The 20,648-nt window shown below is 45.9% G+C and carries 21 protein-coding genes; 16 read left to right on the forward strand and 5 right to left on the reverse strand.

What is annotated here, in order from left to right:
* The first annotated feature begins 71 nt into the window (after nucleotides 1-71).
* From pilV to AC121Z_RS04975, 5 genes are read left to right on the forward strand one after another with little or no spacing between them, the layout of a single operon-like run.
* Nucleotides 72-707 carry a type IV pilus modification protein PilV gene (gene pilV / locus AC121Z_RS04955; RefSeq protein WP_498127183.1) on the forward strand — a complete coding sequence of 212 codons (636 nt, stop codon included), beginning with the start codon at nucleotides 72-74 and terminating at the stop codon, nucleotides 705-707.
* Nucleotides 704-1,561 (forward strand): PilW family protein, encoded by an 858-nt coding sequence (locus tag AC121Z_RS04960; protein ID WP_498127184.1) that lies wholly within the window; start codon nucleotides 704-706, stop codon nucleotides 1,559-1,561. Before pilV ends, AC121Z_RS04960 begins: the two co-directional genes overlap by 4 nt.
* Nucleotides 1,558-2,121 carry a PilX N-terminal domain-containing pilus assembly protein gene (locus AC121Z_RS04965; protein ID WP_498127185.1) on the forward strand — a complete coding sequence of 188 codons (564 nt, stop codon included), beginning with the start codon at nucleotides 1,558-1,560 and terminating at the stop codon, nucleotides 2,119-2,121. Before AC121Z_RS04960 ends, AC121Z_RS04965 begins: the two co-directional genes overlap by 4 nt.
* A 16-nt stretch (nucleotides 2,122-2,137) precedes the next feature.
* Nucleotides 2,138-6,229, forward strand: coding sequence for a PilC/PilY family type IV pilus protein (locus tag AC121Z_RS04970; protein WP_498127186.1), 4,092 nt, complete (start codon nucleotides 2,138-2,140; stop codon nucleotides 6,227-6,229).
* Between the two features lies 1 nt (nucleotide 6,230).
* Nucleotides 6,231-6,716, forward strand: a complete 486-nt coding sequence (locus AC121Z_RS04975) for a type IV pilin protein (protein WP_498127187.1) — start codon at nucleotides 6,231-6,233, stop codon at nucleotides 6,714-6,716.
* Between the two features lie 137 nt (nucleotides 6,717-6,853).
* Here the strand turns inward: AC121Z_RS04975 and AC121Z_RS04980 are convergent, their stop codons facing one another.
* Nucleotides 6,854-7,192, reverse strand: coding sequence for a P-II family nitrogen regulator (locus tag AC121Z_RS04980; RefSeq protein ID WP_498127188.1), 339 nt, complete (start codon nucleotides 7,190-7,192; stop codon nucleotides 6,854-6,856).
* Nucleotides 7,193-8,029, reverse strand: a complete 837-nt coding sequence (gene nadE / locus AC121Z_RS04985) for an NAD(+) synthase (RefSeq protein WP_498127189.1) — start codon at nucleotides 8,027-8,029, stop codon at nucleotides 7,193-7,195.
* Nucleotides 8,030-8,178: 149 nt separating this feature from the next.
* On the opposite strand from nadE, the gene AC121Z_RS04990 reads away from it, so the two are divergent.
* Nucleotides 8,179-8,724, forward strand: coding sequence for a GspH/FimT family pseudopilin (locus AC121Z_RS04990; RefSeq protein ID WP_498127190.1), 546 nt, complete (start codon nucleotides 8,179-8,181; stop codon nucleotides 8,722-8,724).
* Nucleotides 8,725-8,751: 27 nt separating this feature from the next.
* Here the strand turns inward: AC121Z_RS04990 and AC121Z_RS04995 are convergent, their stop codons facing one another.
* The gene (locus tag AC121Z_RS04995) at nucleotides 8,752-9,234 is read right to left on the reverse strand and encodes an FKBP-type peptidyl-prolyl cis-trans isomerase (protein ID WP_498127191.1); all 483 of its coding nucleotides are present in this window, start codon (nucleotides 9,232-9,234) and stop codon (nucleotides 8,752-8,754) included.
* An 11-nt stretch (nucleotides 9,235-9,245) separates the two neighbouring features.
* Nucleotides 9,246-10,211, reverse strand: a complete 966-nt coding sequence (ygfZ, locus tag AC121Z_RS05000; RefSeq protein ID WP_498127192.1) for a tRNA-modifying protein YgfZ — start codon at nucleotides 10,209-10,211, stop codon at nucleotides 9,246-9,248.
* Nucleotides 10,212-10,403: 192 nt separating this feature from the next.
* Between ygfZ and AC121Z_RS05005 the strand changes: the two genes are divergently transcribed.
* The 4 genes from AC121Z_RS05005 to AC121Z_RS05020 all read left to right on the forward strand — a co-directional run bounded on the left by AC121Z_RS05005 (nucleotide 10,404) and on the right by AC121Z_RS05020 (nucleotide 12,920).
* Nucleotides 10,404-11,273, forward strand: a complete 870-nt coding sequence (locus AC121Z_RS05005; RefSeq protein ID WP_498127193.1) for a substrate-binding periplasmic protein — start codon at nucleotides 10,404-10,406, stop codon at nucleotides 11,271-11,273.
* A gap of 78 nt (nucleotides 11,274-11,351) precedes the next feature.
* Nucleotides 11,352-11,603: an FAD assembly factor SdhE gene (locus AC121Z_RS05010; RefSeq protein ID WP_498127194.1), complete on the forward strand. Its 252-nt coding sequence runs from the start codon at nucleotides 11,352-11,354 to the stop codon at nucleotides 11,601-11,603.
* Nucleotides 11,590-12,018, forward strand: a complete 429-nt coding sequence (locus AC121Z_RS05015; protein WP_498127195.1) for a hypothetical protein — start codon at nucleotides 11,590-11,592, stop codon at nucleotides 12,016-12,018. Before AC121Z_RS05010 ends, AC121Z_RS05015 begins: the two co-directional genes overlap by 14 nt.
* Before the next feature lie 2 nt (nucleotides 12,019-12,020).
* Nucleotides 12,021-12,920 (forward strand): MaoC/PaaZ C-terminal domain-containing protein, encoded by a 900-nt coding sequence (locus AC121Z_RS05020; RefSeq protein WP_498127196.1) that lies wholly within the window; start codon nucleotides 12,021-12,023, stop codon nucleotides 12,918-12,920.
* A gap of 98 nt (nucleotides 12,921-13,018) precedes the next feature.
* Here the strand turns inward: AC121Z_RS05020 and nadB are convergent, their stop codons facing one another.
* The gene (nadB, locus tag AC121Z_RS05025) at nucleotides 13,019-14,707 is read right to left on the reverse strand and encodes an L-aspartate oxidase (RefSeq protein WP_498127197.1); all 1,689 of its coding nucleotides are present in this window, start codon (nucleotides 14,705-14,707) and stop codon (nucleotides 13,019-13,021) included.
* Between the two features lie 376 nt (nucleotides 14,708-15,083).
* Here nadB and rpoE point away from each other — a divergent pair, with 376 nt between their 5' ends.
* The 6 genes from rpoE to lepB all read left to right on the forward strand — a co-directional run bounded on the left by rpoE (nucleotide 15,084) and on the right by lepB (nucleotide 20,610).
* Entirely contained in the window at nucleotides 15,084-15,662 is a 579-nt protein-coding gene (rpoE, locus tag AC121Z_RS05030) for an RNA polymerase sigma factor RpoE (RefSeq protein ID WP_498127198.1), read from the forward strand.
* A 53-nt stretch (nucleotides 15,663-15,715) separates the two neighbouring features.
* Nucleotides 15,716-16,315, forward strand: coding sequence for a sigma-E factor negative regulatory protein (locus AC121Z_RS05035; RefSeq protein WP_498127199.1), 600 nt, complete (start codon nucleotides 15,716-15,718; stop codon nucleotides 16,313-16,315).
* 16 nt (nucleotides 16,316-16,331) lie between these two features.
* Nucleotides 16,332-17,333, forward strand: coding sequence for a MucB/RseB C-terminal domain-containing protein (locus tag AC121Z_RS05040; protein WP_498127200.1), 1,002 nt, complete (start codon nucleotides 16,332-16,334; stop codon nucleotides 17,331-17,333).
* A 4-nt stretch (nucleotides 17,334-17,337) separates the two neighbouring features.
* Nucleotides 17,338-17,820: a SoxR reducing system RseC family protein gene (locus AC121Z_RS05045; RefSeq protein ID WP_498127201.1), complete on the forward strand. Its 483-nt coding sequence runs from the start codon at nucleotides 17,338-17,340 to the stop codon at nucleotides 17,818-17,820.
* 85 nt (nucleotides 17,821-17,905) lie between these two features.
* On the forward strand, nucleotides 17,906-19,702 hold the full coding sequence (gene lepA, locus AC121Z_RS05050) for a translation elongation factor 4 (protein WP_498127202.1): 1,797 nt from the start codon (nucleotides 17,906-17,908) through the stop codon (nucleotides 19,700-19,702).
* Nucleotides 19,702-20,610: a signal peptidase I gene (lepB, locus tag AC121Z_RS05055; RefSeq protein ID WP_498127203.1), complete on the forward strand. Its 909-nt coding sequence runs from the start codon at nucleotides 19,702-19,704 to the stop codon at nucleotides 20,608-20,610. Before lepA ends, lepB begins: the two co-directional genes overlap by 1 nt.
* Nucleotides 20,611-20,648 lie beyond the last annotated feature (38 nt).

Below are 20,648 nucleotides of genomic sequence, written 5' to 3' on the forward strand. Positions count from 1 at the left end.
TCCTCTTATGCAGTGAACAATGCCATAAAGGTTTCGTTTTTTACTGCAAAAGAGAGAGTCGGGACAATGTTATGAGTGATTATAGGCGGGTAATTCAACGTTTAGCTTTCCAACACGGAGTCGGCATGGTCGAGGTATTAATTACCTTGTTCATACTGGCGGTGGGATTATTGGGCGTTGCCTCACTGCAGTTTATCGGCTCATTTGCCAATGCAGATGCACTTAATCGAACTCAAGCCGTTCTGGTAGCACAGCAAATGAGCGAGCGATTGCGTGCCAGTGCAATTTCATCTGATCAAGGTGATGGCTTAGTAGTGCATAATGAATACTTTAATAACGGACTCTATAATTTTAATAATTTAAGTTGTGGTACAGCGGCTAAACCCTATGACTGTCATTGTTTGGCGTTTCCTGCGACCATACCTGATTGTCGACAGAACAGTTGCACGGCCGCTCAAATCGCGGCCTTTGATGCCTACGAAATGTCGTGCGCTGCAGTCAATTCTAATCCAGCCATCGAAATAGAATTGACATGCGTCGACAATAATTTGGGTGACACGGATGCTTGTAGCGTAGGTTCACGCCACAGCGTAATACTTTCTTGGCCGGTGGAAAGCTGGCAGGGTAATAATCGCGAGTTAAATCCTGATTGCATGATTAATAAAACTAGCGACCATGACTGTGTCATCGTCGAGGTCGTTCTATGAGACATCAACAAGGTTTTACGCTTATTGAGGTAATGATTGCACTTACGCTGGGCTTAATTATCTCAGGTGCAATTATTCAAGTGATGGTCAGTAATTCAGTCACAGATCGCCTAAATCGAGCCGTTGCTTCAGCGCAAGAAAGCGGGCGTTTTATTGTTAATCGTTTTCGCTCAGATGTCATCATGGCGGGGCGGTATGACCCACTGTCAGCGCAACTTGACCGCTCTGTTGATATTGTTGTTGAAGCAGCCTTCGTGCAGAACCATCCTATTCCATTACCCGGTGACTTTGTCTCGCGACCTGCATTAGGAGCGCTTGAGGGGCCGGGGCCTACAGACAGTGACACTTTAGTTATTAGCTTGCAAAGTGATCGGGACTGCCGGGGTTACACTCTGGGTTACAACAATGCAGAGTTTCATGTGGTCAATGAATATTTTTTAGATGGTACCGAGCTCAAATGTCGCGGCTTTGATGGGCGTTATCTGCGCGGCTTGAAGAATGCCGTCGGACATAACGGTCATACCGCGCTTACCTTACTTGACGACGTAGAAAGCTTTCAGGCTCTGTATGGTATCGCTGATGCAGATTTAGCCGGTGATACATCTGCACGGCCAGTGCAGTTTATTACCGCAGATAACCTGGCTGCTGCAATTGCTAATGGGGGCCAAGTCGTCGCAGTGCGTTTGGCTGTGTTGGTAAGAGGTGATGGACGCGTGCAATTGAATGGCTCTCCGTCCTATGTGCTACTTGATGAAGCGCCGCTTACGCTTGGCGACGAGCATATATACAAGCCGTTTGAGGTGACTATTGCGTTACGAAACATGAAGAATTTTGTCAGGAGTATTGGGATATGAGACAGCAAGGTTTGGTGTTGGTTTTTGCCCTGTTAATTCTTTTATCGCTGACTATTTTAGGCGTTGCTGCAGTTTCGAGTAGCTTAATGCAAAGCAAAATGGCTACGTCAATGGAAACCTCTTCGGTCGCCTTCGATGCTGCCGAAGCTGCAATCGCCGGAGTTTTATTTGAGTCAGAAGATGAAGTTCTTTTAACCGATCCCAATTTAAGTGACCCTTTATCCGATGCCCGTCAGGGCAATGTTCTTGATCCCAGCGTTCAGATCCTGAGTTGTTTTGAGAATGCAACTTGGACGAATCGGTCTGTGACTCAGGGGGGGCTTACTACAGGTACTAATCATACCGGCATTGGCAACTTCGATGACCGTCCAATAACCGACAGCTGGTCACGTACGGCCTTTGTTCGTGAACAAGCGTGTCGAGGCTCAAGTAATGTTATAGGTGGCAGCAATATCAATTGCCATGTATTTATTGTCCGTGGCTGTGGTCAGGTCAACGGTAAACCCTTTGCGGTCGCAAATAGTTTAACTGCATCCGTATTTGCACCGGCCTCGCAGTAGTCGAGAGGAGTCTATTATGCAACGTAATCTTTACAAACTAGCACGGGTTTCGCTGATAAGCTTTGTGTTAAGCGTGTTTATCAGTGCCACCGCTATGGGCGATGATTTGGATATTTATCTGGGGTCAGGTACTAACGCTGTTACGTATAATCCCAACGTACTGTTTATCATGGATACCTCTGGCAGTATGACAGCAATGGATGGCACATCCGAATCTCGAATGCTACGAGTGCAGAATGCGCTGAAAGATGCTCTTAGTTCAGCCACAAATATTAATGCTGGATTAATGCGTTTTTCTGACCTTGGCGGGCCAGTGCTTTACCCTATACGTGATATCGATGAGGCTGTACAGCCAGAAATCATTACTTCAACCAGTGCGGGTGACAACGATGCCTATGAAGTCAGTGGTTCAGTTAATATAACTAACAATCAACTGGTGCTTACCCAAGGGACTAACACGGTAACGACAGGTTTGCGTTTTACTCAGCTCAATATTCCGCGTGGCGCTACCATTACTAACGCATTTTTACGCTTCACTTCAGGGCAGCTTAATACTGCGTCGTCAATAATAACTATTCGGGGAGAACTTAGCGGCGATGCGCAAGCGTTTACGAGTTCGACGAATGACATTAGTAACCGACCTGTCACCAGTAGTTCTGTAATTTGGGCTGCAAACAATGATTTCCCTGTGTCTGGTGAAACCATTAATACACCGAGTTTAATCGGGGTGATCCAAGAGGTTGTTGATCAAACGACGTGGTGCGGTGGTAGTGCATTGAATTTAATTATTCAGGGTAGTAGCAGCGATGCGTCGAGCGCTCGTCGCGCGTTAGCTACGGAAGAGGGGACGGGCCGTTCGCCTCAACTGGTCGTCACTTATGATGATACCACCGCTACGGGCTGCGTCACCGGGCAGCTAGCTTATCAAGTGAGTTCGAATCGAAATAATGCCGAGGAACGCAATGATGGCTACCAGTCAACGGGGAGTGAGTTAACTTTCAGGAGCAGCAATAACGCGTTTATTGGCGCTCGGTTTCGGAATGTGAATTTACCTCAAGGCGCTACGATTTCGGATGCTTACATTGAATTTACTGCCTATCAGACTGATACCGGTGGCGGTGCTTCAATGCTAATTCAAGGAGCTGACGAAGATGATCCCAAAAGTTTCAGTAATTATAAGCGTTACACCTTGCGCGACAAGGCCAAAACCGTCGGGGTTACTTGGTCGAATATTCCAGCGTTTTATAAAAACTCAGTTTATAAAACACCATCATTAACACCAATCGTGCAACAAATCGTCAATCGGAGCGGTTGGGAACCTAATAATGACATGATGTTCATTTTTTCTAACTTTTCCGGTAAACGAGGAGCATACAGCTATCGAGGTAAACCTTCAGGCTCCCCAGTTCTTGTGATTAAATATCAAGGGAATGCAGTACCTGGAACAACAGCAACTGTTCGCCAACATTTGATTAGCCAAGTGGATGACTTAAGTGCAAGCGGTTTTACACCCATTGTGGATACTCTGTATGAAGCCTCTCAATACTATGGTGGGCGCGATGTGTATTACGGCTTACGCCGCGGTGATGGGTCAGTCAGCAGTACTGTTCGCAGAAATACACGGGTAAGCCATCGAGCCTCTTATATTGGCCCTGATGCAGTGCGTCCGAGCGGTTGTACAGATGATAACTTAAGTAGTTCTAACTGTATTAACGAATATATTCCAAGCGGCTCTACCTACATCTCGCCCATTGTTGACCTGCAATGTCAAACGAATAACCACATTGTCTTACTGTCTGACGGTGAAGCGAACAATAACCATAGTGTGAATGAAATAGAGACCTTGCTTGGACAGTCGTGCAGTGGCTCAGGTGGAGAAAAATGCGGTATTGATTTGGTGAGTAATTTAAGTAAAGCCAATCAGTCAGCAATTGATGCGCGGATAATTACTCACACGATCGGTTTTGCCGCAAATAATAAAGCCAATACGTTTTTAAACAATCTGGCTCTGCAAAGCGGTGGTGGTTTTTATACTGCGAATAACAGTGCACAATTAGTCGATGCGTTTCAAACGATTTTACGTTCGGTTAAAGACGTCAATGCAACCTTCGTTTCTCCCGGCGTTGCGGTCAATCAGTTAAACCGTCTAACGCATCGTGATGAACTGTATTTCGCCTTGTTTAAGCCGTCTGAAGGCACACTTTGGCCGGGTAATTTGAAAAAGTACAAGATTGATGGTGATAAAGTGCTAGATAAAAATGGCCTAGACGCCGTCGACACAGTAACAGGTTTTTTTGCCGACAATAGCCACTCATACTGGTCAACTTTGGCTGATGGCAATGATGTGCGTGATGGAGGGGCTGCGAGCAAAGTTTCACTAAGCCGAAACATTTATACGTTCTCTGGTGCTGGGAATATCGCGACTAGCAGCAATGCGCTACATGAATCGAATAACAGTATTACTACCACTATGATGGGAGTGGATACCGAAACTAATCCTGTGTTAGTCCGCGAAAATGTGTTGAAATGGGCGCGAGGTGTTGACGTCCGTGATGATGATGGTGACGGAGATACCACTGATGTGCGTTTACAGATGGGCGATCCAATCCATAGTCAACCTGTTATCGTCAATTATTCAGCGACCGATAGCGCAATTTTTGTTGCGACTAACCATGGCTTCTTACACTCGATTGACGCCGCGACAGGCACCGAAAATTACGCCATTATTCCGCAAGATTTGTTATCAAATTTACACCCGTTGTACCGAGATACTTCAACGTTTAATCATATCTATGGTCTTGACGGTGACATGGTATTGCGTACAACTAATGGTAAAACATACCTCTATTTGGGCATGCGTCGGGGAGGAAGTAACTACTACGTCTTTGATGTTTCGAGTAAGAATTCGCCACAACTGGTTTTCCAAATTACCGGCGGCTCGCCTGGTTTTGAGGAATTGAGTCAAACGTGGTCACGTCCTACAATTACTAAAGTCGATATCGGTGGTTCTACCAAAAACGTAATGATTTTTGGTGGTGGTTATGATGAGGACCAAGATACTAAGACTGTACGTTCACCGGACTCCGTCGGTAACGCTATATTTATGGTTGACGCTGACAATGGACAGTTATTATGGAAAGCCAGTTTGTCGGGCGCAGATCTTAATGTTCCAGAAATGCAGTACAGTATCCCCGCGCGTATTTCTGTAATCGACCGTGATAATGATGGGCTTGCTGATCATATGTATGCAGCTGACATGGGCGGCCAACTATTCCGTTTTGACATATACCAGGGGCAAGTTGGTGCAAACTTCATTAAGGGGGGGCTGCTAGCCGACTTCGGTGGAGTTTCTGCGGCTGATAATCGACGCTTCTACTATGGTCCAGATGTATCTGAAATAAGCTTAGGCGATGATTTGTATTACGCCGTAGCGGTTGGCAGTGGTTACCGAGCAGGCCCTTTGGATACACAGATCGATGATCGGTTCTATATGATCAAGGATGATGGGGTCTTCAATATAGATGCAAATGGAGATTATGTCATGCCAAGTACCCCCTATGTAGAATCTGATCTCTATGATGCAACTGATCATTTATTGACAGATGCGAATCAGACTACACGAGATATCGCGAATACTACGTTGGCAAGTAAAAAAGGATGGTTGTTACGGTTAACAACGGATGGCGAGAAAGTGCTTTCTTCCCCACTAATACTGGATTACAAAATTTTCTTTACGACCTACGTACCAGCTAGTTCTAGTACCAGTAGCTGTGCACCACCCACTGGAAATAGCCGAGCTTATTTGGTCAACCTCTTTAATGCTAACGCTGTTGATGATTTAAACCGGACTGGAGATTTGGATAAGGGGGATCGGTTTGCACAACTTAAACAAACGGGAATTGCTCCGGATACAAAAATTCTCATAGAAGACATTGTTCAACCTGTTGTATGTTTAGGTACAGAGTGTGTATCAGCTGTAATTAAATTGGATAACAACGGTAATGCACAAGCCTGTAATTCTGATTTCGAGTGTTTAGCGCGTAATATATACGGTCGCTTTGAGCGAGTACAAAAGGGTAGTTGGCAAACCGAGATAGAGAGGGAATAGTATGCTATATAAGCGAGTAAAACTCGACGCTCAAGCCAAGGGTTTTACTATGGTGGAGTTAATGATAGTGGTGGCAATTGTCGGGATTATAGCTGCAATCGCTTATCCGAGTTACCAGAGTATGATGGTGAGTAGCTATAGAGGCACAGCTCAGGCTGATTTAATGGCATTAGCGGCTGCAATGGAACGTCATAAGGCCGCTAATTTTACTTATGAAGGCGCAGCTTCAGGGGGGGGGAATACTGGGGCTCCAGCTATTTTTCAATCGCACTCACCCGCCACAGAGCCAGCAGCGAAAAAACGCTATGATTTGACAATCGAGCAAGTCGCAGCGAATGGAATTAGTTACCGGATTAGAGCGACACCGGTTTCTGGGGGGCCGCAAGCGGCAGACGGTTCGCTGTTTGTTTTCAGTGATGGACGTAAGGCTTGGGATAAAGACAATAGTGGCAGTATCTCGGCATCCGAGTATTGTTGGGGCTGTTAGTTTATTGCCTTTGGACCCCGCGAAAGAGTATAAACGAGACAGACAATTCGCGGTCTTTGTTACGTGTTAAAGAAGTGCTGAACTGCGGCGAATTGCCGTCTTAAAATTGTTCGCCGTTGTTCAGCGCAAATGAGTATTCATATTGCTTCGTTATCTTCTTCTCCGGTACGAATGCGAATAGCCCGCTCTACATGCGTAACAAATACTTTACCATCACCAATTTTGCCCGTTTTCGCTGCTGCAGCTATAACTTCAATCGTCTGATCAAGCAGCTCGTCGGGGATAACCAGTTCTAGTTTCATTTTGGGTAAAAAATCAACCTGATATTCGGCACCACGATACATTTCGGTGTGTCCTTTTTGGCGTCCAAACCCTTTCACTTCTGTCACAGTAAGCCCGCTGATTCCGATTGCAGAAAGAGCCTCACGGACGTCATCCAATTTAAATGGTTTTATAATCGCTTCGACTTTTTTCATTTATTCACCATCGTAGATTGTAGGGATAGGCAAACGCTTATGTTGCGTAATTGTATAAATATATAACAAACGCTCAGAGACGGCATTGTCTACAGGCTTTCCCTCTAGAAAGTCATCAATCTGATCGTATGATAGTCCAAGAGCATCTTCATCGGCCTTTTGCGGAGATAAGGTCTCGAGATCTGCAGTCGGCGCTTTATTAATAATCTTCTCTGGCGCGCCTAAGTGTTTGGCTACTTGTCTTACTTGACGTTTACTCAAACCAAATAGTGGCGCCAAATCACAGGCGCCATCGCCATATTTGGTGTAAAAACCGGTAATATTTTCTGCGCTGTGGTCGGTGCCAAGCACCAAGCCATCGAGCATTCCTGCTATTTCGTATTGGATAACCATGCGGGTGCGCGCTTTTACGTTGCCCTTTACAAAGTCTTGCTTGGCCGCATTGTTTGGTAACAAGTCACAGTCTCTCAGGGCAGCAGCCGTTGTATTATGAATCGCATCCGCGCCCGGCTGAACGTTGACGCTCACTGCGTGAGTAGGCCTGATAAAATCAATGGAATGCTGCGCATCAACCTCATCAGCTTGTTTATCATAAGGTAATCTTACAGCGATGAATTGATAACGTTCTTGATGCTCTTGGTTGAGTTCATCCACTGCTATTTGTGCCAACCTCCCAAGAGTACAGGAATCGATACCGCCACTAATACCCAGTACCAAACTATTTAAACCGGACTGTCTGAGTCGCCTTTTGATAAAATTTACTCGACGTGTAACTTCATATTCAACATCGATATGCGGTAATACCTGCATTTCTTCGATGACACGTTGTTTTAGCATTTGATCAACCATATTTGCTTAATTGCCTTGTTCGCGATTTTTGTGGGTTGTTGGGTATATTATTATCACCATAGGTTACAGTGAAAATACCGTTATTTAGTTAGCCTAGTGTATACTGACATTACGACATAGATAATCGAAGAGTTCAAATGCTTAAGCAGCGTGGCGTCACATTGTTTGAAATGATGATTACCCTAGCGATAGTCGCTATCCTAGTTACGGCTGTTGCACCGAACATTCAGAGCATACTTACGCAGAATCGAATTGTCGCTGAAATAAATGAGTTAAGTAGCATTATTCAATACGCTAGACATACTGCGATAGATGAACAGGTCGAGACTATCGTATGCCCTACGACTAATTTCACTTCTTGTAGTGCCGATTGGGATGATCCCAAAATGGTTTTCGCTGACGCGAATGGAGATGGCAGTCGAGGCGGCACTGAAGAATTGATCGTTTCTATTGGCGGTAATAGTCAGGTCAATCAACTCGAAGGCCCCGCGAATCCACTCGTTTTTCTTCCAAGTGGCGCGGTTTCGATTGCTGCCGAGTTTGTCTTGTGTCATCAAAGCAAACAAGTCAAATTCGCAAGAGGCTTATCTTTAAGTATGCAGGGAAGGATAAAGGCGAGTGCAGACACAAATCAGGACGGAGTATACGAGAATGCTTCAGGTACCGCGCTGAGTTGTGCCTAATACGAAGTGATTCCAGGCTCGAATTTATCAGTGATTGTGTCCGCAGCCACCTGCGCTGTGCACATGACCATGCGCAATTTCCTCGCTAGTGGCTTCACGTACATTAATAACTTCGACATCAAAATGCAGCTCCACCCCGGCGAGTGGATGATTGCCGTCAACAATAACTTCGTCGTCAGTAACATCGATAATCATTACCGACTGGTCACCATGGTCGGTCGTTGCTCGAAATGACATTCCAACCGCAACGTCCATACCTTCAAACATACTCTTAGGGACTGCCTGCACCAGATTATCAAAGCGTTCACCATAGGCTTTCTCTGGCGCTAACGTAATTTCGAATGTATCCCCTTGCTGCTTACCTGCAAGCGCTTCTTCTAAACCTGCGACCAAAAAACCGTTACCATAAAGGAACTCTAAGGGATCGCCTTTGCGAGACGAGTCTATTTCTACAGAATCAGCGGTACTGACGGTGTAATGCATTGTTACTACATTATTTTTTTCAATCATTTAATTTCCAATTAATTGTCGATCGAGTAGGGCAGAGGGCGTATCTCAAGTATTACATCGGGGTTAGCCTTTAACCGCAACTGTTCGCCCACTGCACTGTCATTGCTCAAAACAGCAAGTAAATACCACTGACCAGCATAACTTGCGGCGTTCAGAATTGTGCCGCCTCGGCGCCAGTTATCACCCACTGATTTTTCAAGCATATCACCTGAATCAATACGGATCGAATTCGATTCGTCCGCCGGCCCCATTAGTAGGTATGTTGCACGCTTGTTTTTACCTAAATATTTGGTACGCGCCACGACCTCTTGCCCCATGTAACAGCCTTTCTTAAAGTCTATAGCATCCAGGCACTGCATATTTAGCATTTGCGGTACATATTCTTGCTGCGTGTTCGCAGTAATCCATGGCATACCCTGCAATATCTCCAGTGCTTGCCAACATTCTTCAGACGTCACTAGTGAGCTCAGTTCCGAAGCGGTAGCTAAGAGAGCTTCGGTTGTACAAACCAGATATCTTTCGCAGGCGTCGGTGGACAAGTTTAGTATCCACCCTAGGTTGTTTGGTAATGCTAAAGCGCTTGATGGCGTTGGCGGGAGTTTTCCCCAACGCTCAGTAAGCCACTTGGCTGCATCAGTGCCCACCCAGCCACTGAATAACCACAGGTTTTCACGTTGCTCGATTGATACTTTAGAAAATACGCCGTACTTTTTAAGTTCAGCAATACTCTGCGGTATAACGTCCGCAGAACAGATCAAATTTGTGTTAGCACCAGTGGTAAACACCAACCCATTCGCCCACATTTTACCTTTAAAGTCGCAATGACAGTAACGTTGAACCTGGTCTTGTGAACCTTGTTTAAGGTTGCAGGTTAATTGCCCCTGCAAGTAGTCGATAGCTTGCTCCCCCGAAACTGAAATCACCGCTAAATAACTCAACGAACAGACAAAACTGCTTGGGATTGATGATTGGTTCATAACAATAAGTGACCTGTTGCTCTCTAACACTTAACAGCGTTTAGTTTATCAATGTTTATTGAAGTGAATATGGGGACCAATAGCGCAGGATCAATCGGCTAGGATAAAACAGTTAAAAAACTATTGTGCGACGCAAACGTTAGCAAAATTTTCAATGTGGCTTAGACTTAATCAAGTACACTACACGAGTGCATGACCATGAAAACAATTGCTAAGTTACTACTTTTATCTTGCTGCGTCTGGTTATTTGCCTGTAGCCCAGCGCAAGAATCAGCACCACTCACATCTCCCTCCAATAACGCAAATGCCGACCCAACTGATACCAGAGAAGTTCAAGCTAAGTCAGAGGAGGTTGCTGCAAGTGCTTGCATCTTACGTTTGGGTATTGATGTGTGGGAACCCTATCAATACGTTGACGTAAATAATGAAATTATGGGAATGGATGTTGAGCTTGTAACTACGGCAATGCGTAATATTGGATGCGCAATTGAAGTTGTGCAAGGGCCATGGGTTTCACTTTTGAATGAGTTAAAAACCGGCGCGGTCGACGTGCTGCTGGGCGCTTCAAAGACGCCGGCTCGAGAGGAATATGCATACTTTAGCCTTCCTTACCGCATGGAGGAGTTCGCGCTGTATATTCGTAACGATGATGAGCAACGCTCAAATTACACAAACATCGACGAGTTTATTCTGAACGAGAGCCGAATTGGGATTGTGGGTGAATATTTTTACGGCCCGGAAGTCTCAGCGTTATTAGATAATGAATCAACCGCAAGCTATTTTGTGCCAGCAATTATTGGCGAAATGAATATCGCAAGATTGCTCGATCAGGATATTGATGGCTATTTGGAAGACAGTCTGGTTGGCGCCTCTATGCTATGGCGCAAAGGCCTAAAGAACTACGTTAAAGCTCATGGTTATACGATCCAAACCGGAGAAATTTACGTTATGTTTAGCAAGGAAAGTGTTGCAGAGACTACAGTAGAGCAAATAAACGAGCAGCTTAAAGGACTGCGCGAGGACGGCACTTTTGCGCACTTAGTAGACAAATATAAGCGCTGATTAAAGTGAACCATAGAGCAGTCAACAAGGGCTTGGAAGCATGCTATAGTCTGCGTAAAAATAGTTGTGAGCAGATATATGTTTTCTGAAAAAAGGTATGCGCGATTGAAGTGGGCGTGCCGCCGCGGCATGCTGGAGTTAGATGTTTTGCTAATGCCCTTTGTTGAAACTGGTTTTCATGAGTTAAACGCAGAACAACAAGAAGAGTTTGAGCGACTTTTAACGTCTGACGACCCGGATCTGTTCGCTTGGTTTATGGGGCATCAACAATGCAGTGATCCAGCCTTGAACGCGATGATCCAGCATATACTGTCGCGTGTTAAGGTGTAGTTTTACCTACACCACAGGTTTTTCTCCTGCGGTAGCGATTGGATTTGCTTTATTAGCAGTAGCATTGCCATTGTGCGCTAGTATTTCAGTTATTGGCAATGCGGCGGTAGCGGTTATCTACATTGTTGCTGCAATGTATTTAAGCTGGCAGCTTGCCCAGCGGAAAAAGATCCAGCTAGACATAAATGATAGCGGTGAGGTACTCGTTTCAGGCACCGATCAGCATTGGAGAATAACGTCTGATTCTCGGTTGAGCCTATGGTTGGTGTGGCTAGCATTACAATCAGCGACCCGAGAGCGGGGTATTCAGCGTAAAATGTTAGTATTCAATTGCGCTAAATTAAGTGAGCAAAATAAGCGCACCCTTGGTGCGTGGATAATTAAAACTCAAAAAACCTCTAGTGGTAAACCTTAACAATGCAGTTTTTGTTACAGGCACTCCTCAAGCGCTCGAACCGAGAGCGGATGCAATTTTTAGCCGATAATCCGGTCGCCACGCAGGCTAGGTTCCCGCGCTTCACTGCGCACCATTCAATCGGCGCTGGCAGCCCTTGGCTCGACAGCTTTAATGCTCTGCATGGCTGGCAGGACCCCGATTTGCATCCGGCTTTGCTGCAAGTCAAAAGTCTTCCTCTGCAATTACAGTGCATTCTTGATCAGTCGTCCCCATTCCCAGCCTTGGGCTTAGTGCATGTAGGCAATCAAATTACTTGTCCCACGCGCTTGTGCGCAGACAGTTACACACTGAATGCACAAATTACAGCTGTCAATAGGCATCGTAAGGGACTCATGCTGAGCATAACCACGACAGCTGAGCAGGGCTCTCAATGCGTATATGAAGCTCGCAGCGATTACCTGTACCGTTTGCGGGCCAAACAACAAACGCAGACGATAATAGAAAGGGATGAACCTGCAACAACAAGTCGAATGCAAGAATTGCAGCAATATACATTCTCTGCTTCGATAGGACGCCAGTACGCCAAAATCAGTGGTGACTATAACCCTATTCATTTATGGCCATTGAGCGCTAAATTGTTTGGTTTTGACCACCCGATTGTGCATGGCATGCACAGTCTATCGTTATCTTTATCAACGTTGCGTGCGCAGGGACTAATGACCAACTCATTTACCGTAAGCAACCAGTTTATTCAACCGGCAATGCTGCCAAGTGCGGGAGCACTTTATCTTAAAGGCACAGGCCCCAATTCGATCACTACGCGAGAATTTCAATTGTTTCGACTGGACGATGGAAAGCCGGATTTTTACAGCAAACCTATCCTGCAGGGGGCAGTATCAGCTGCTGCCAGTTGCGGTTAACTGAACCCCCCAAAAAGCATTTAAATTCCACCCCCAGCGCACTACCTTCTGTGGTGCTCAATCATTTGTTTACATCGCTGTAACGCCTCGCGCTAAGCTTATTGGCTGGCGTCAGTATAGGTTTGTAATGTACCGCTGGCTAATGGGCGTTTGGGGTTTGGCACCAGAATAGTCGGTTGGGTTTGCGCAGCCTGTTCTGGATAGTCAATATTATAGTGTAACCCACGACTTTCTTTGCGCTCTATGGCGCAGCGCACGATCAATTCGGCAACCATTACTAGGTTTCGCAGTTCGAGTAAGTTGTTACTGATCCGGAAATTGGCGTAATACTCGTCGATTTCCTGTTCTAATAATTGGATGCGTCGCAGCGCCCGCTCTAGCCGTTTGTCTGTGCGCACAATGCCCACGTAATCCCACATAAACAGGCGTAGTTCATGCCAATTATGCTGAATAATCACCTCTTCGTCAGAATTTGTGACGCGGCTTTCGTCCCATGCAGCAATCTCTGGGCTTGGCATTGGCAATGATAACTTTTGTTTAATATCAGCCGCAGCCGCATGCGCGAAGACGATGCATTCCAGCAATGAATTGCTAGCCATGCGATTAGCACCATGCAGGCCGGTATAGGCGACTTCTCCAATCGCATACAAATTATCGAGATCGGTTTTTGCCTGCAGGTCAGTGACGACTCCGCCACAACTATAGTGTGCAGCTGGCACCACTGGGATGGGCTGGCGTGTAATATCAATACCGAGTGAGCGACACTTACGATAAATATTCGGAAAATGTTTGACGATAAAGTCAGCCGGTTTGTGGCTGATATCCAAATACATGCAGTCCGCGCCTAAACGTTTCATTTCAAAGTCAATGGCACGCGCGACAATATCGCGTGGCGCCAGATCAGCGCGCGGATCAAATTTGTGCATAAAACGAGTACCATCGGCATGACACAAAAATGCGCCTTCGCCACGCAGTGCCTCGGTGATCAGGAAGTTGCCAGCCTCTGGATGGTATAAGCAGGTTGGATGAAATTGATTAAATTCCATATTTGCCACTCGACAACCTGCACGCCATGCCAGTGCAATGCCATCGCCACTCGATACATCGGGGTTAGACGTATACTGATAGACTTTGCTGGCACCACCTGACGCTAATGCTGCAAACCGACAGCGGATAACTTCAACATGTTCGTTATTACGTGACCATACGTAGGCACCGAGGCATTGTTGCGGATTTTCTCGATTAATAATCAGATCAATGGCGTTATAGCGTTCAAAAATGTGAATGTTAGGGTGCTGATTTGCGGCTTCATTTAATGTTAACTGCACGGCCTGTCCGGTCGCATCGGCGGCATGTAAGATGCGCCGGTGACTGTGTCCACCTTCACGCGTAAGGTGATAACGGGTCTCTCCATCCGCACCGGTTTCGGTGTCAAACGGCATACCAAAATTGATTAGCCATTCCATTGCGGCTTTACCGCGTTCTGCGGTATATCTCACAACGGCTTCATCACAAAGCCCAGCGCCAGCGTCTAACGTGTCGCGCACATGCGCGTCAATGCTATCGTCGGCATCAAAAACGGCGGCTATTCCACCTTGCGCGTAACGGGTTGCACCTTCATTCCGATCACTTTTGCTGAGCACGATTACATGGCAATAATCAGCCAGTGACAAAGCCAAACTTAACCCTGCAGCTCCGCTGCCAATTATTAGTACGTCACACTGGTGCTGAATATTACTTTCTTCGTTGGTGCGACATTCTTGCGCAGCGATTTTTTTTTCAGGCATACCGAGCCCTTAGCCTTGTTTATCTATTACTTTGGTCATACGTTTGAGGATACTCTCTAGGTCAAACTTAAACCTGTTGCGAATCAGACTATGCAGTATACATGCTAACGGGTTGACGGTAGTGAATATTTTATTGTGGCGGATGGTTATTGCAGTGGAAAAGACGCATGTTGGGAAGGCACCGGAGTATTCGACAAAATTTGAGCTCAAAGCACTGTTAAAGCCATAGCCTGGCAGTTATTATTAGCGCTGAAACGTGGCTTTATTCAGTGTGCATTAAGTTTTTTAAAATATTATCGAACTTTTGTGATCCGCCAAAGTCTATTTAACTGCTTGCATGAGCCGTGCAGTAATGTAGTAAGGAGAAATGGCTCAAATGAGTGAGCAAATAACAGACCAACAGTTGGTAGAAAAAGTACAGCGTGGTGACAAGAACGCCTACAACCTTTTGGTTGTGAGATACCAACATAAAGTCATGCATTTGGTGAGTCGTTACGTTAAGAACACCGGTGACGTGGCAGATGTAACGCAAGAGGCATTTATAAAGGCTTATCGAGCGTTGCCTAGTTTTAGGGGAGATAGTGCCTTCTACACGTGGCTCTATCGGATTGCGGTAAATACTGCTAAGAATTATTTAGTGTCGCAGGGACGAAAGCCACCAGGCAGTGATATTGATGCGCAAGAAGCTGATTATTACGACGGTGGCGAGGCCTTGCATGACAACAGTACACCTGAGCGCGCGTTGTTGTCGAATGAAATTGAAACAACCCTGCATCGGGTGGTAGAACGATTACCGGAAGATTTGCGTATGGCAATTACCTTGCGTGAATTAGAAGGTTTGAGCTATGAAGAAATTGCTGAAGTGATGGAATGTCCCGTAGGCACCGTTCGTTCGCGAATTTTTAGGGCGCGCGAAGCGATAGATAAAGTGATTCAACCATTAATGCAGAATTGATGATTGTTTCGACAGGCGTTAATATACAGACGTGAGTCAAAAAAGAGAGTTTTATGACCCAAAAGCAAGAAAATTTGTCCGCTTTAGTCGATGGTGAGTTCATTGATAACTCGGGTGAACTGATTGATTCAATTAGTCAAGATGCAGAAATGCAGGCAAAGTGGCAGCGATATCACGCTATTGGTGATGCGCTCCGCGGTGAAATGACTTATCCCTCACTCGATCTCTCTGCCCAGATTGCCGAAGCAATTGCAACAGAACCAACGGTTCTTGCACCTCGTAAGCGGCGTTGGTCTGATATCCCGGTTATTGGCGGGGTAATTCCATTAGTGCGTCAATCAGGCCAGTTTTTAGTGGCAGCGTCGGTTGCAGCCGTGGCCATATTAGGTGTGCAAAATTACAACGCACCCGTTGAAGAGCAGCCATTTATGACAGCTCCCCCAATTGCTGGTGCGCAGGGCGGGTTAGCGCCAGTGAGCCTGGAGCAAACGCGGACGGTGCAGCGTAATGATATGCAAGCGTTGTTAGAACAACGTCGCCAACTCAATGCTCTCATCGCTGATCATCAACGGCAGATGCAATTGAAACAGGCACAGTTGCAAAAACAAACTGAGCAAGAAGCAGATAGTACAGATAATTCGGCACAGCCGTAAGGTTATATCGGGCAAAATGCTTTCTTCTAACCTCAAAAAGACCGCTGCGAGGCTCGCGCTTGTAGCGGTTTTTCTATTTTCTAACTATGCATTGGCACAAGAAGCCGTGACGGAAACAGCGGGGACTGTTAAACAGACCGGCGCCGAATGGCTGCTAGGCATGTCTGAAGCGTTGGCAAGACAAAATTATCAGATTTCAATGGTGGTTAATTTACTCGGCCAGGATACTGTTCCTTATGTATGGCGGCATGGTGTTTTTGCTGACGGTATCAGTATGGAGCAATTGAGTATTCTCAATGGGCCCGGTAAGGAATTTATTCGAGTCAATCGAGTGATCAGTGTATTTGAACCCGACGAGGCGCCGTACAGCTTGTCAGGCCATATTATTGATGGCCCCTTTCCTAATCAATTATTAACTGCACCGCTGGCATTACAAAAGGGCTATGATTTTATTGCAGTGGGAAGAGGTCGGGTATCCGGGCGCGCCGCGCAACAAATCCGTATTGTCAGCCGTGATAACTCTCGCTTTGCTTATCAACTTTGGATTGACGAAAGTAGTGGTATACCATTGAAAATGAATATGCTTGAGCAAAACGGTCAATTACTTAAGCAGGTCCAAGTGACGCAGCTGGAAATCAGTGAGCAGCCGAATGAATTCTTCTCACGCATAAATCATGAGGCATTACCCGACGTCACAGCAGTACCTGCTCGTTATCATCAACATAATTGGCAACTTGCGTACATGCCTTTGGGAATGGTTGAGGTCAAGCGCAATACCCATCGCCTGCAAGTGACTGGGCAAGTGGTAGAATATGCGATGTTAAGTGATGGCTTGGTGGATGTTTCAATTTATGTGATGCCAGCCAATGCTACGCCGCTGCAAAATCACGTCTATCGGCATGACTCAGAGACGGTGTTAACGCGCACAGATGGCCAGTTGCAAGTGTCTGTAATTGGTGAAGTCCCGCCGCAAACGGCAAATAAAATCGCCATGTCTATTGTGCCACGAGTCGAATAGAGCAATGGTCGAAGAAATAGCCAAAGTCACTGCGGTAGAAGGTGATTGGATAACCGTTGAAACCCAAATTAAATCTACCTGCAATGCCTGTCATGCCAATAATGACTGTGGTACCGGGGTAGTGGCAAAAGCGCTAGCACCCAAGCGTGAAACGCTGCACTTTAAAACAGATTTGCCGGTTCGCGTAGGCAGCCGTGTAAGAATTGGAATTGCTGAAGAGGCATTGCTTAGTGCTTCGTTTCTCCTTTATGTTGCGCCACTATTACTTTTTATTGGCGCGGCAGTGATGTTTGATCGGCTCTTCGCGGTTTTGGGGGTGAACCACGAATTGTGGGTGTTTGGTGCGAGTGTTTGTAGTGCTTTGGGTGGATTTGTGTGGCTATCCGGTTTACTGAAAAGACGCGAACAAGCGCAATATCATCCAAGGCTTTTGGGAGTCGTATTAGAAGAACCGCAAAATCGGCCCGCAGAACTCAACACACCCTAGCTTTCTAAGCCAGTAACGAGTAAAATCGCACGGTTTTGGGGTCTCTCAACATCCTTTTCAATTTTATCAGGTAGTTTCCATCGCAATGCAGCATAAGCATATACGTAATTTCAGTATCATCGCCCATATCGACCACGGTAAATCCACCTTGTCTGACCGGCTAATTCAAACCTGTGGCGGTCTCAGCGAGCGCGAAATGGCGGCACAAGTTCTTGACTCAATGGATCTTGAACGCGAACGCGGGATAACGATAAAGGCACAAAGTGTTACTTTGAATTATAAAGCCAATGATGGTGAAACCTATCAATTAAATTTTATCGACACGCCAGGGCACGTAGATTTTACTTACGAAGTCTCGCGCTCATTAGCCGCTTGTGAAGGCGCTCTTTTGGTGGTTGATGCTGGCCAGGGCGTTGAGGCGCAAACGCTAGCCAATTGCTATACGGCAATTGATATGGATATGGAAGTGGTACCGATCCTGAATAAGATCGACTTGCCGCAAGCTGAGCCTGAGCGTGTCGCTGAAGAAATTGAAGATATTGTTGGTATTGACGCGATTGACGCGGTGCGCTGTTCTGCAAAAACGGGTGTAGGGATTAATGAGGTTTTAGAAGAGATTGTAAAGAAAATTCCTCCGCCAGAGGGCGATCGAGATGCGCCATTAAAAGCCCTAATTGTTGATTCTTGGTTTGATAATTATCAAGGTGTTGTGTCTCTGGTTAGGATCGTAGAAGGTTCATTGTCGAAAAAAGACAAAATTCAGATTATGTCAAATGGCCAAGTACACCAAGTTGACAAAATCGGAGTTTTCACTCCGAAAGCATTGGAAACAGAAGAACTGAAAGCGGGAGAAGTTGGCTTTGTCATCGCGGGGATTAAAGAAATCCACGGCGCGCCGGTGGGGGATACGATAACCTTAGCCCGCAAACCTGCTGAAAAGCCATTACCAGGATTCAAGAAAGTTAAACCTCAAGTGTATGCGGGACTATTTCCAGTGAGCTCCGATGATTATGAGGATTTCCGTGATGCATTAGCCAAGCTTAGTCTAAATGATGCATCATTGTTTTATGAACCAGAAAGTTCTGCCGCTTTAGGCTTTGGCTTCAGGATTGGTTTCCTTGGTATGTTGCATATGGAAATTATCCAAGAGCGACTGGAGCGAGAATATGACCTCGATCTGATCACTACTGCACCAACCGTAGTCTATGAAGTCGTTACAACCAAAGGCGAGACATTGCAGGTCGATAACCCTTCAAAGCTACCTGCGGTTAATGATATCGAAGAGATCCGCGAACCTATCGTTGAGGCAAATATACTGGTACCGCAGGAATATTTGGGTAACGTTATTACCTTGTGCGTTGAGAAGCGTGGTTCGCAAACCAATATGACCTATCACGGTAAACAAGTCGCGCTAACCTATGAATTGCCGATGGCAGAAGTTGTTTTGGATTTCTTTGATCGCCTCAAGTCGACCAGTCGCGGCTTTGCTTCATTGGATTATAATTTCAAGCGTTTTAGCGCTGCTGACATGGTTCGTTTGGACATTCTAATTAACGGCGAACGCGTTGATGCGTTAGCTGTTATTACACACCGTGACAATGCTCAGCACCGCGGTCGTGAATTGGTCGATAAACTTCGTGAACTCATCCCAAGGCAAATGTTTGACATTGCAATCCAAGCGGCAATTGGCAATCATGTTATCGCAAGAAGTACGGTCAAGCAGTTGCGTAAGAACGTTATTGCTAAGTGTTACGGCGGCGATGTTAGCCGTAAGAAAAAGCTTTTGCAAAAGCAGAAGGAAGGTAAAAAGCGGATGAAGCAAGTCGGCAATGTTGAGTTGCCACAAGACGCTTTCCTCGCAGTACTAAAAGTGGGTAAATAATGGCAAATTATTTTTCATTGATCCTAGTAGTAGTCACTGTGCTATCGGGTCTGATCTGGTTATTAGATGCATTGTTTTTTGCCAAAAAGCGTCAAATGCAAGTAGCCACCGGCAATGTGTCCGTATCCGGATCGGGTGTTATCGAAGATCCTGCAAAAGATCCCTATGTGGTTGATACCGCGAAGCAGATTTTTCCAGTGATAGCCTTCGTTTTGGTATTGCGTTCGTTTATTTACGAACCTTTTCAAATTCCGTCAGGTTCAATGATGCCAACCTTGTTGGTGGGTGACTTCATATTGGTAGAAAAGTTTGCTTATGGGTTAAAAGATCCGGTCGCGCGGCACAAGTTTGTTGAGACAGGCAAGCCTGAGCGTGGTGATGTGGTTGTATTTAAATACCCTGAAGACACTCGGATTGACTACATTAAGCGAGTCGTGGGTTTACCTGGCGATACGATTGAGTACCGCAATAAGCAAATTTTTATTACACCTGCATGTGCTGCTGGTAAAACTTGTGCAGAAAAGTACGCGGTTCCGTTGACTTATGTGAGTAACGATGAATTTGTCCAAGACATGACTCGATTAGAGAAATATCAGGAGCAGCTAGGCGAGGTTACCCATGATATCTTGCGTAATCCTGCACGCATGATCCACCCATCGCGATTTTATCAGCAGCCTGGTACACGCATGAATCAATGGATCGTGCCCGCTGATTCCTATTTTGTGCTTGGCGATAATCGCGAGAATAGCACAGATAGCCGATTCTGGGGATTCGTCCATGATGATCATCTGGTTGGCAAAGCGGTTGCCATATGGATTAGTTTTGAATTTGAACGGCCGCAAGATAGCTTATTACCGCAATGGGTGCCGACCGGCGTGCGTTTTAGTCGCGTAGGTGGAATTAACTAGTTACCCTGTCGGTGCACAAATCGAGGCAATTGAGTGAC

The organism is Alteromonas sp. DYW1, assembly GCF_059752595.1.

Coding starts and splice junctions, on each gene's coding strand:
- pilV (WP_498127183.1), top strand. CDS start 72: ATGAGTGATTATAGGCGGGTAATTCAACGTTTAGCTTTCCAACACGGA.
- AC121Z_RS04960 (WP_498127184.1), top strand. CDS start 704: ATGAGACATCAACAAGGTTTTACGCTTATTGAGGTAATGATTGCACTT.
- AC121Z_RS04965 (WP_498127185.1), top strand. CDS start 1,558: ATGAGACAGCAAGGTTTGGTGTTGGTTTTTGCCCTGTTAATTCTTTTA.
- AC121Z_RS04970 (WP_498127186.1), top strand. CDS start 2,138: ATGCAACGTAATCTTTACAAACTAGCACGGGTTTCGCTGATAAGCTTT.
- AC121Z_RS04975 (WP_498127187.1), top strand. CDS start 6,231: ATGCTATATAAGCGAGTAAAACTCGACGCTCAAGCCAAGGGTTTTACT.
- AC121Z_RS04980 (WP_498127188.1), bottom strand. CDS start 7,192: ATGAAAAAAGTCGAAGCGATTATAAAACCATTTAAATTGGATGACGTC.
- nadE (WP_498127189.1), bottom strand. CDS start 8,029: ATGCTAAAACAACGTGTCATCGAAGAAATGCAGGTATTACCGCATATC.
- AC121Z_RS04990 (WP_498127190.1), top strand. CDS start 8,179: ATGCTTAAGCAGCGTGGCGTCACATTGTTTGAAATGATGATTACCCTA.
- AC121Z_RS04995 (WP_498127191.1), bottom strand. CDS start 9,234: ATGATTGAAAAAAATAATGTAGTAACAATGCATTACACCGTCAGTACC.
- ygfZ (WP_498127192.1), bottom strand. CDS start 10,211: ATGAACCAATCATCAATCCCAAGCAGTTTTGTCTGTTCGTTGAGTTAT.
- AC121Z_RS05005 (WP_498127193.1), top strand. CDS start 10,404: ATGACCATGAAAACAATTGCTAAGTTACTACTTTTATCTTGCTGCGTC.
- AC121Z_RS05010 (WP_498127194.1), top strand. CDS start 11,352: ATGTTTTCTGAAAAAAGGTATGCGCGATTGAAGTGGGCGTGCCGCCGC.
- AC121Z_RS05020 (WP_498127196.1), top strand. CDS start 12,021: ATGCAGTTTTTGTTACAGGCACTCCTCAAGCGCTCGAACCGAGAGCGG.
- nadB (WP_498127197.1), bottom strand. CDS start 14,707: ATGCCTGAAAAAAAAATCGCTGCGCAAGAATGTCGCACCAACGAAGAA.
- rpoE (WP_498127198.1), top strand. CDS start 15,084: ATGAGTGAGCAAATAACAGACCAACAGTTGGTAGAAAAAGTACAGCGT.
- AC121Z_RS05035 (WP_498127199.1), top strand. CDS start 15,716: ATGACCCAAAAGCAAGAAAATTTGTCCGCTTTAGTCGATGGTGAGTTC.
- AC121Z_RS05040 (WP_498127200.1), top strand. CDS start 16,332: ATGCTTTCTTCTAACCTCAAAAAGACCGCTGCGAGGCTCGCGCTTGTA.
- AC121Z_RS05045 (WP_498127201.1), top strand. CDS start 17,338: ATGGTCGAAGAAATAGCCAAAGTCACTGCGGTAGAAGGTGATTGGATA.
- lepA (WP_498127202.1), top strand. CDS start 17,906: ATGCAGCATAAGCATATACGTAATTTCAGTATCATCGCCCATATCGAC.
- lepB (WP_498127203.1), top strand. CDS start 19,702: ATGGCAAATTATTTTTCATTGATCCTAGTAGTAGTCACTGTGCTATCG.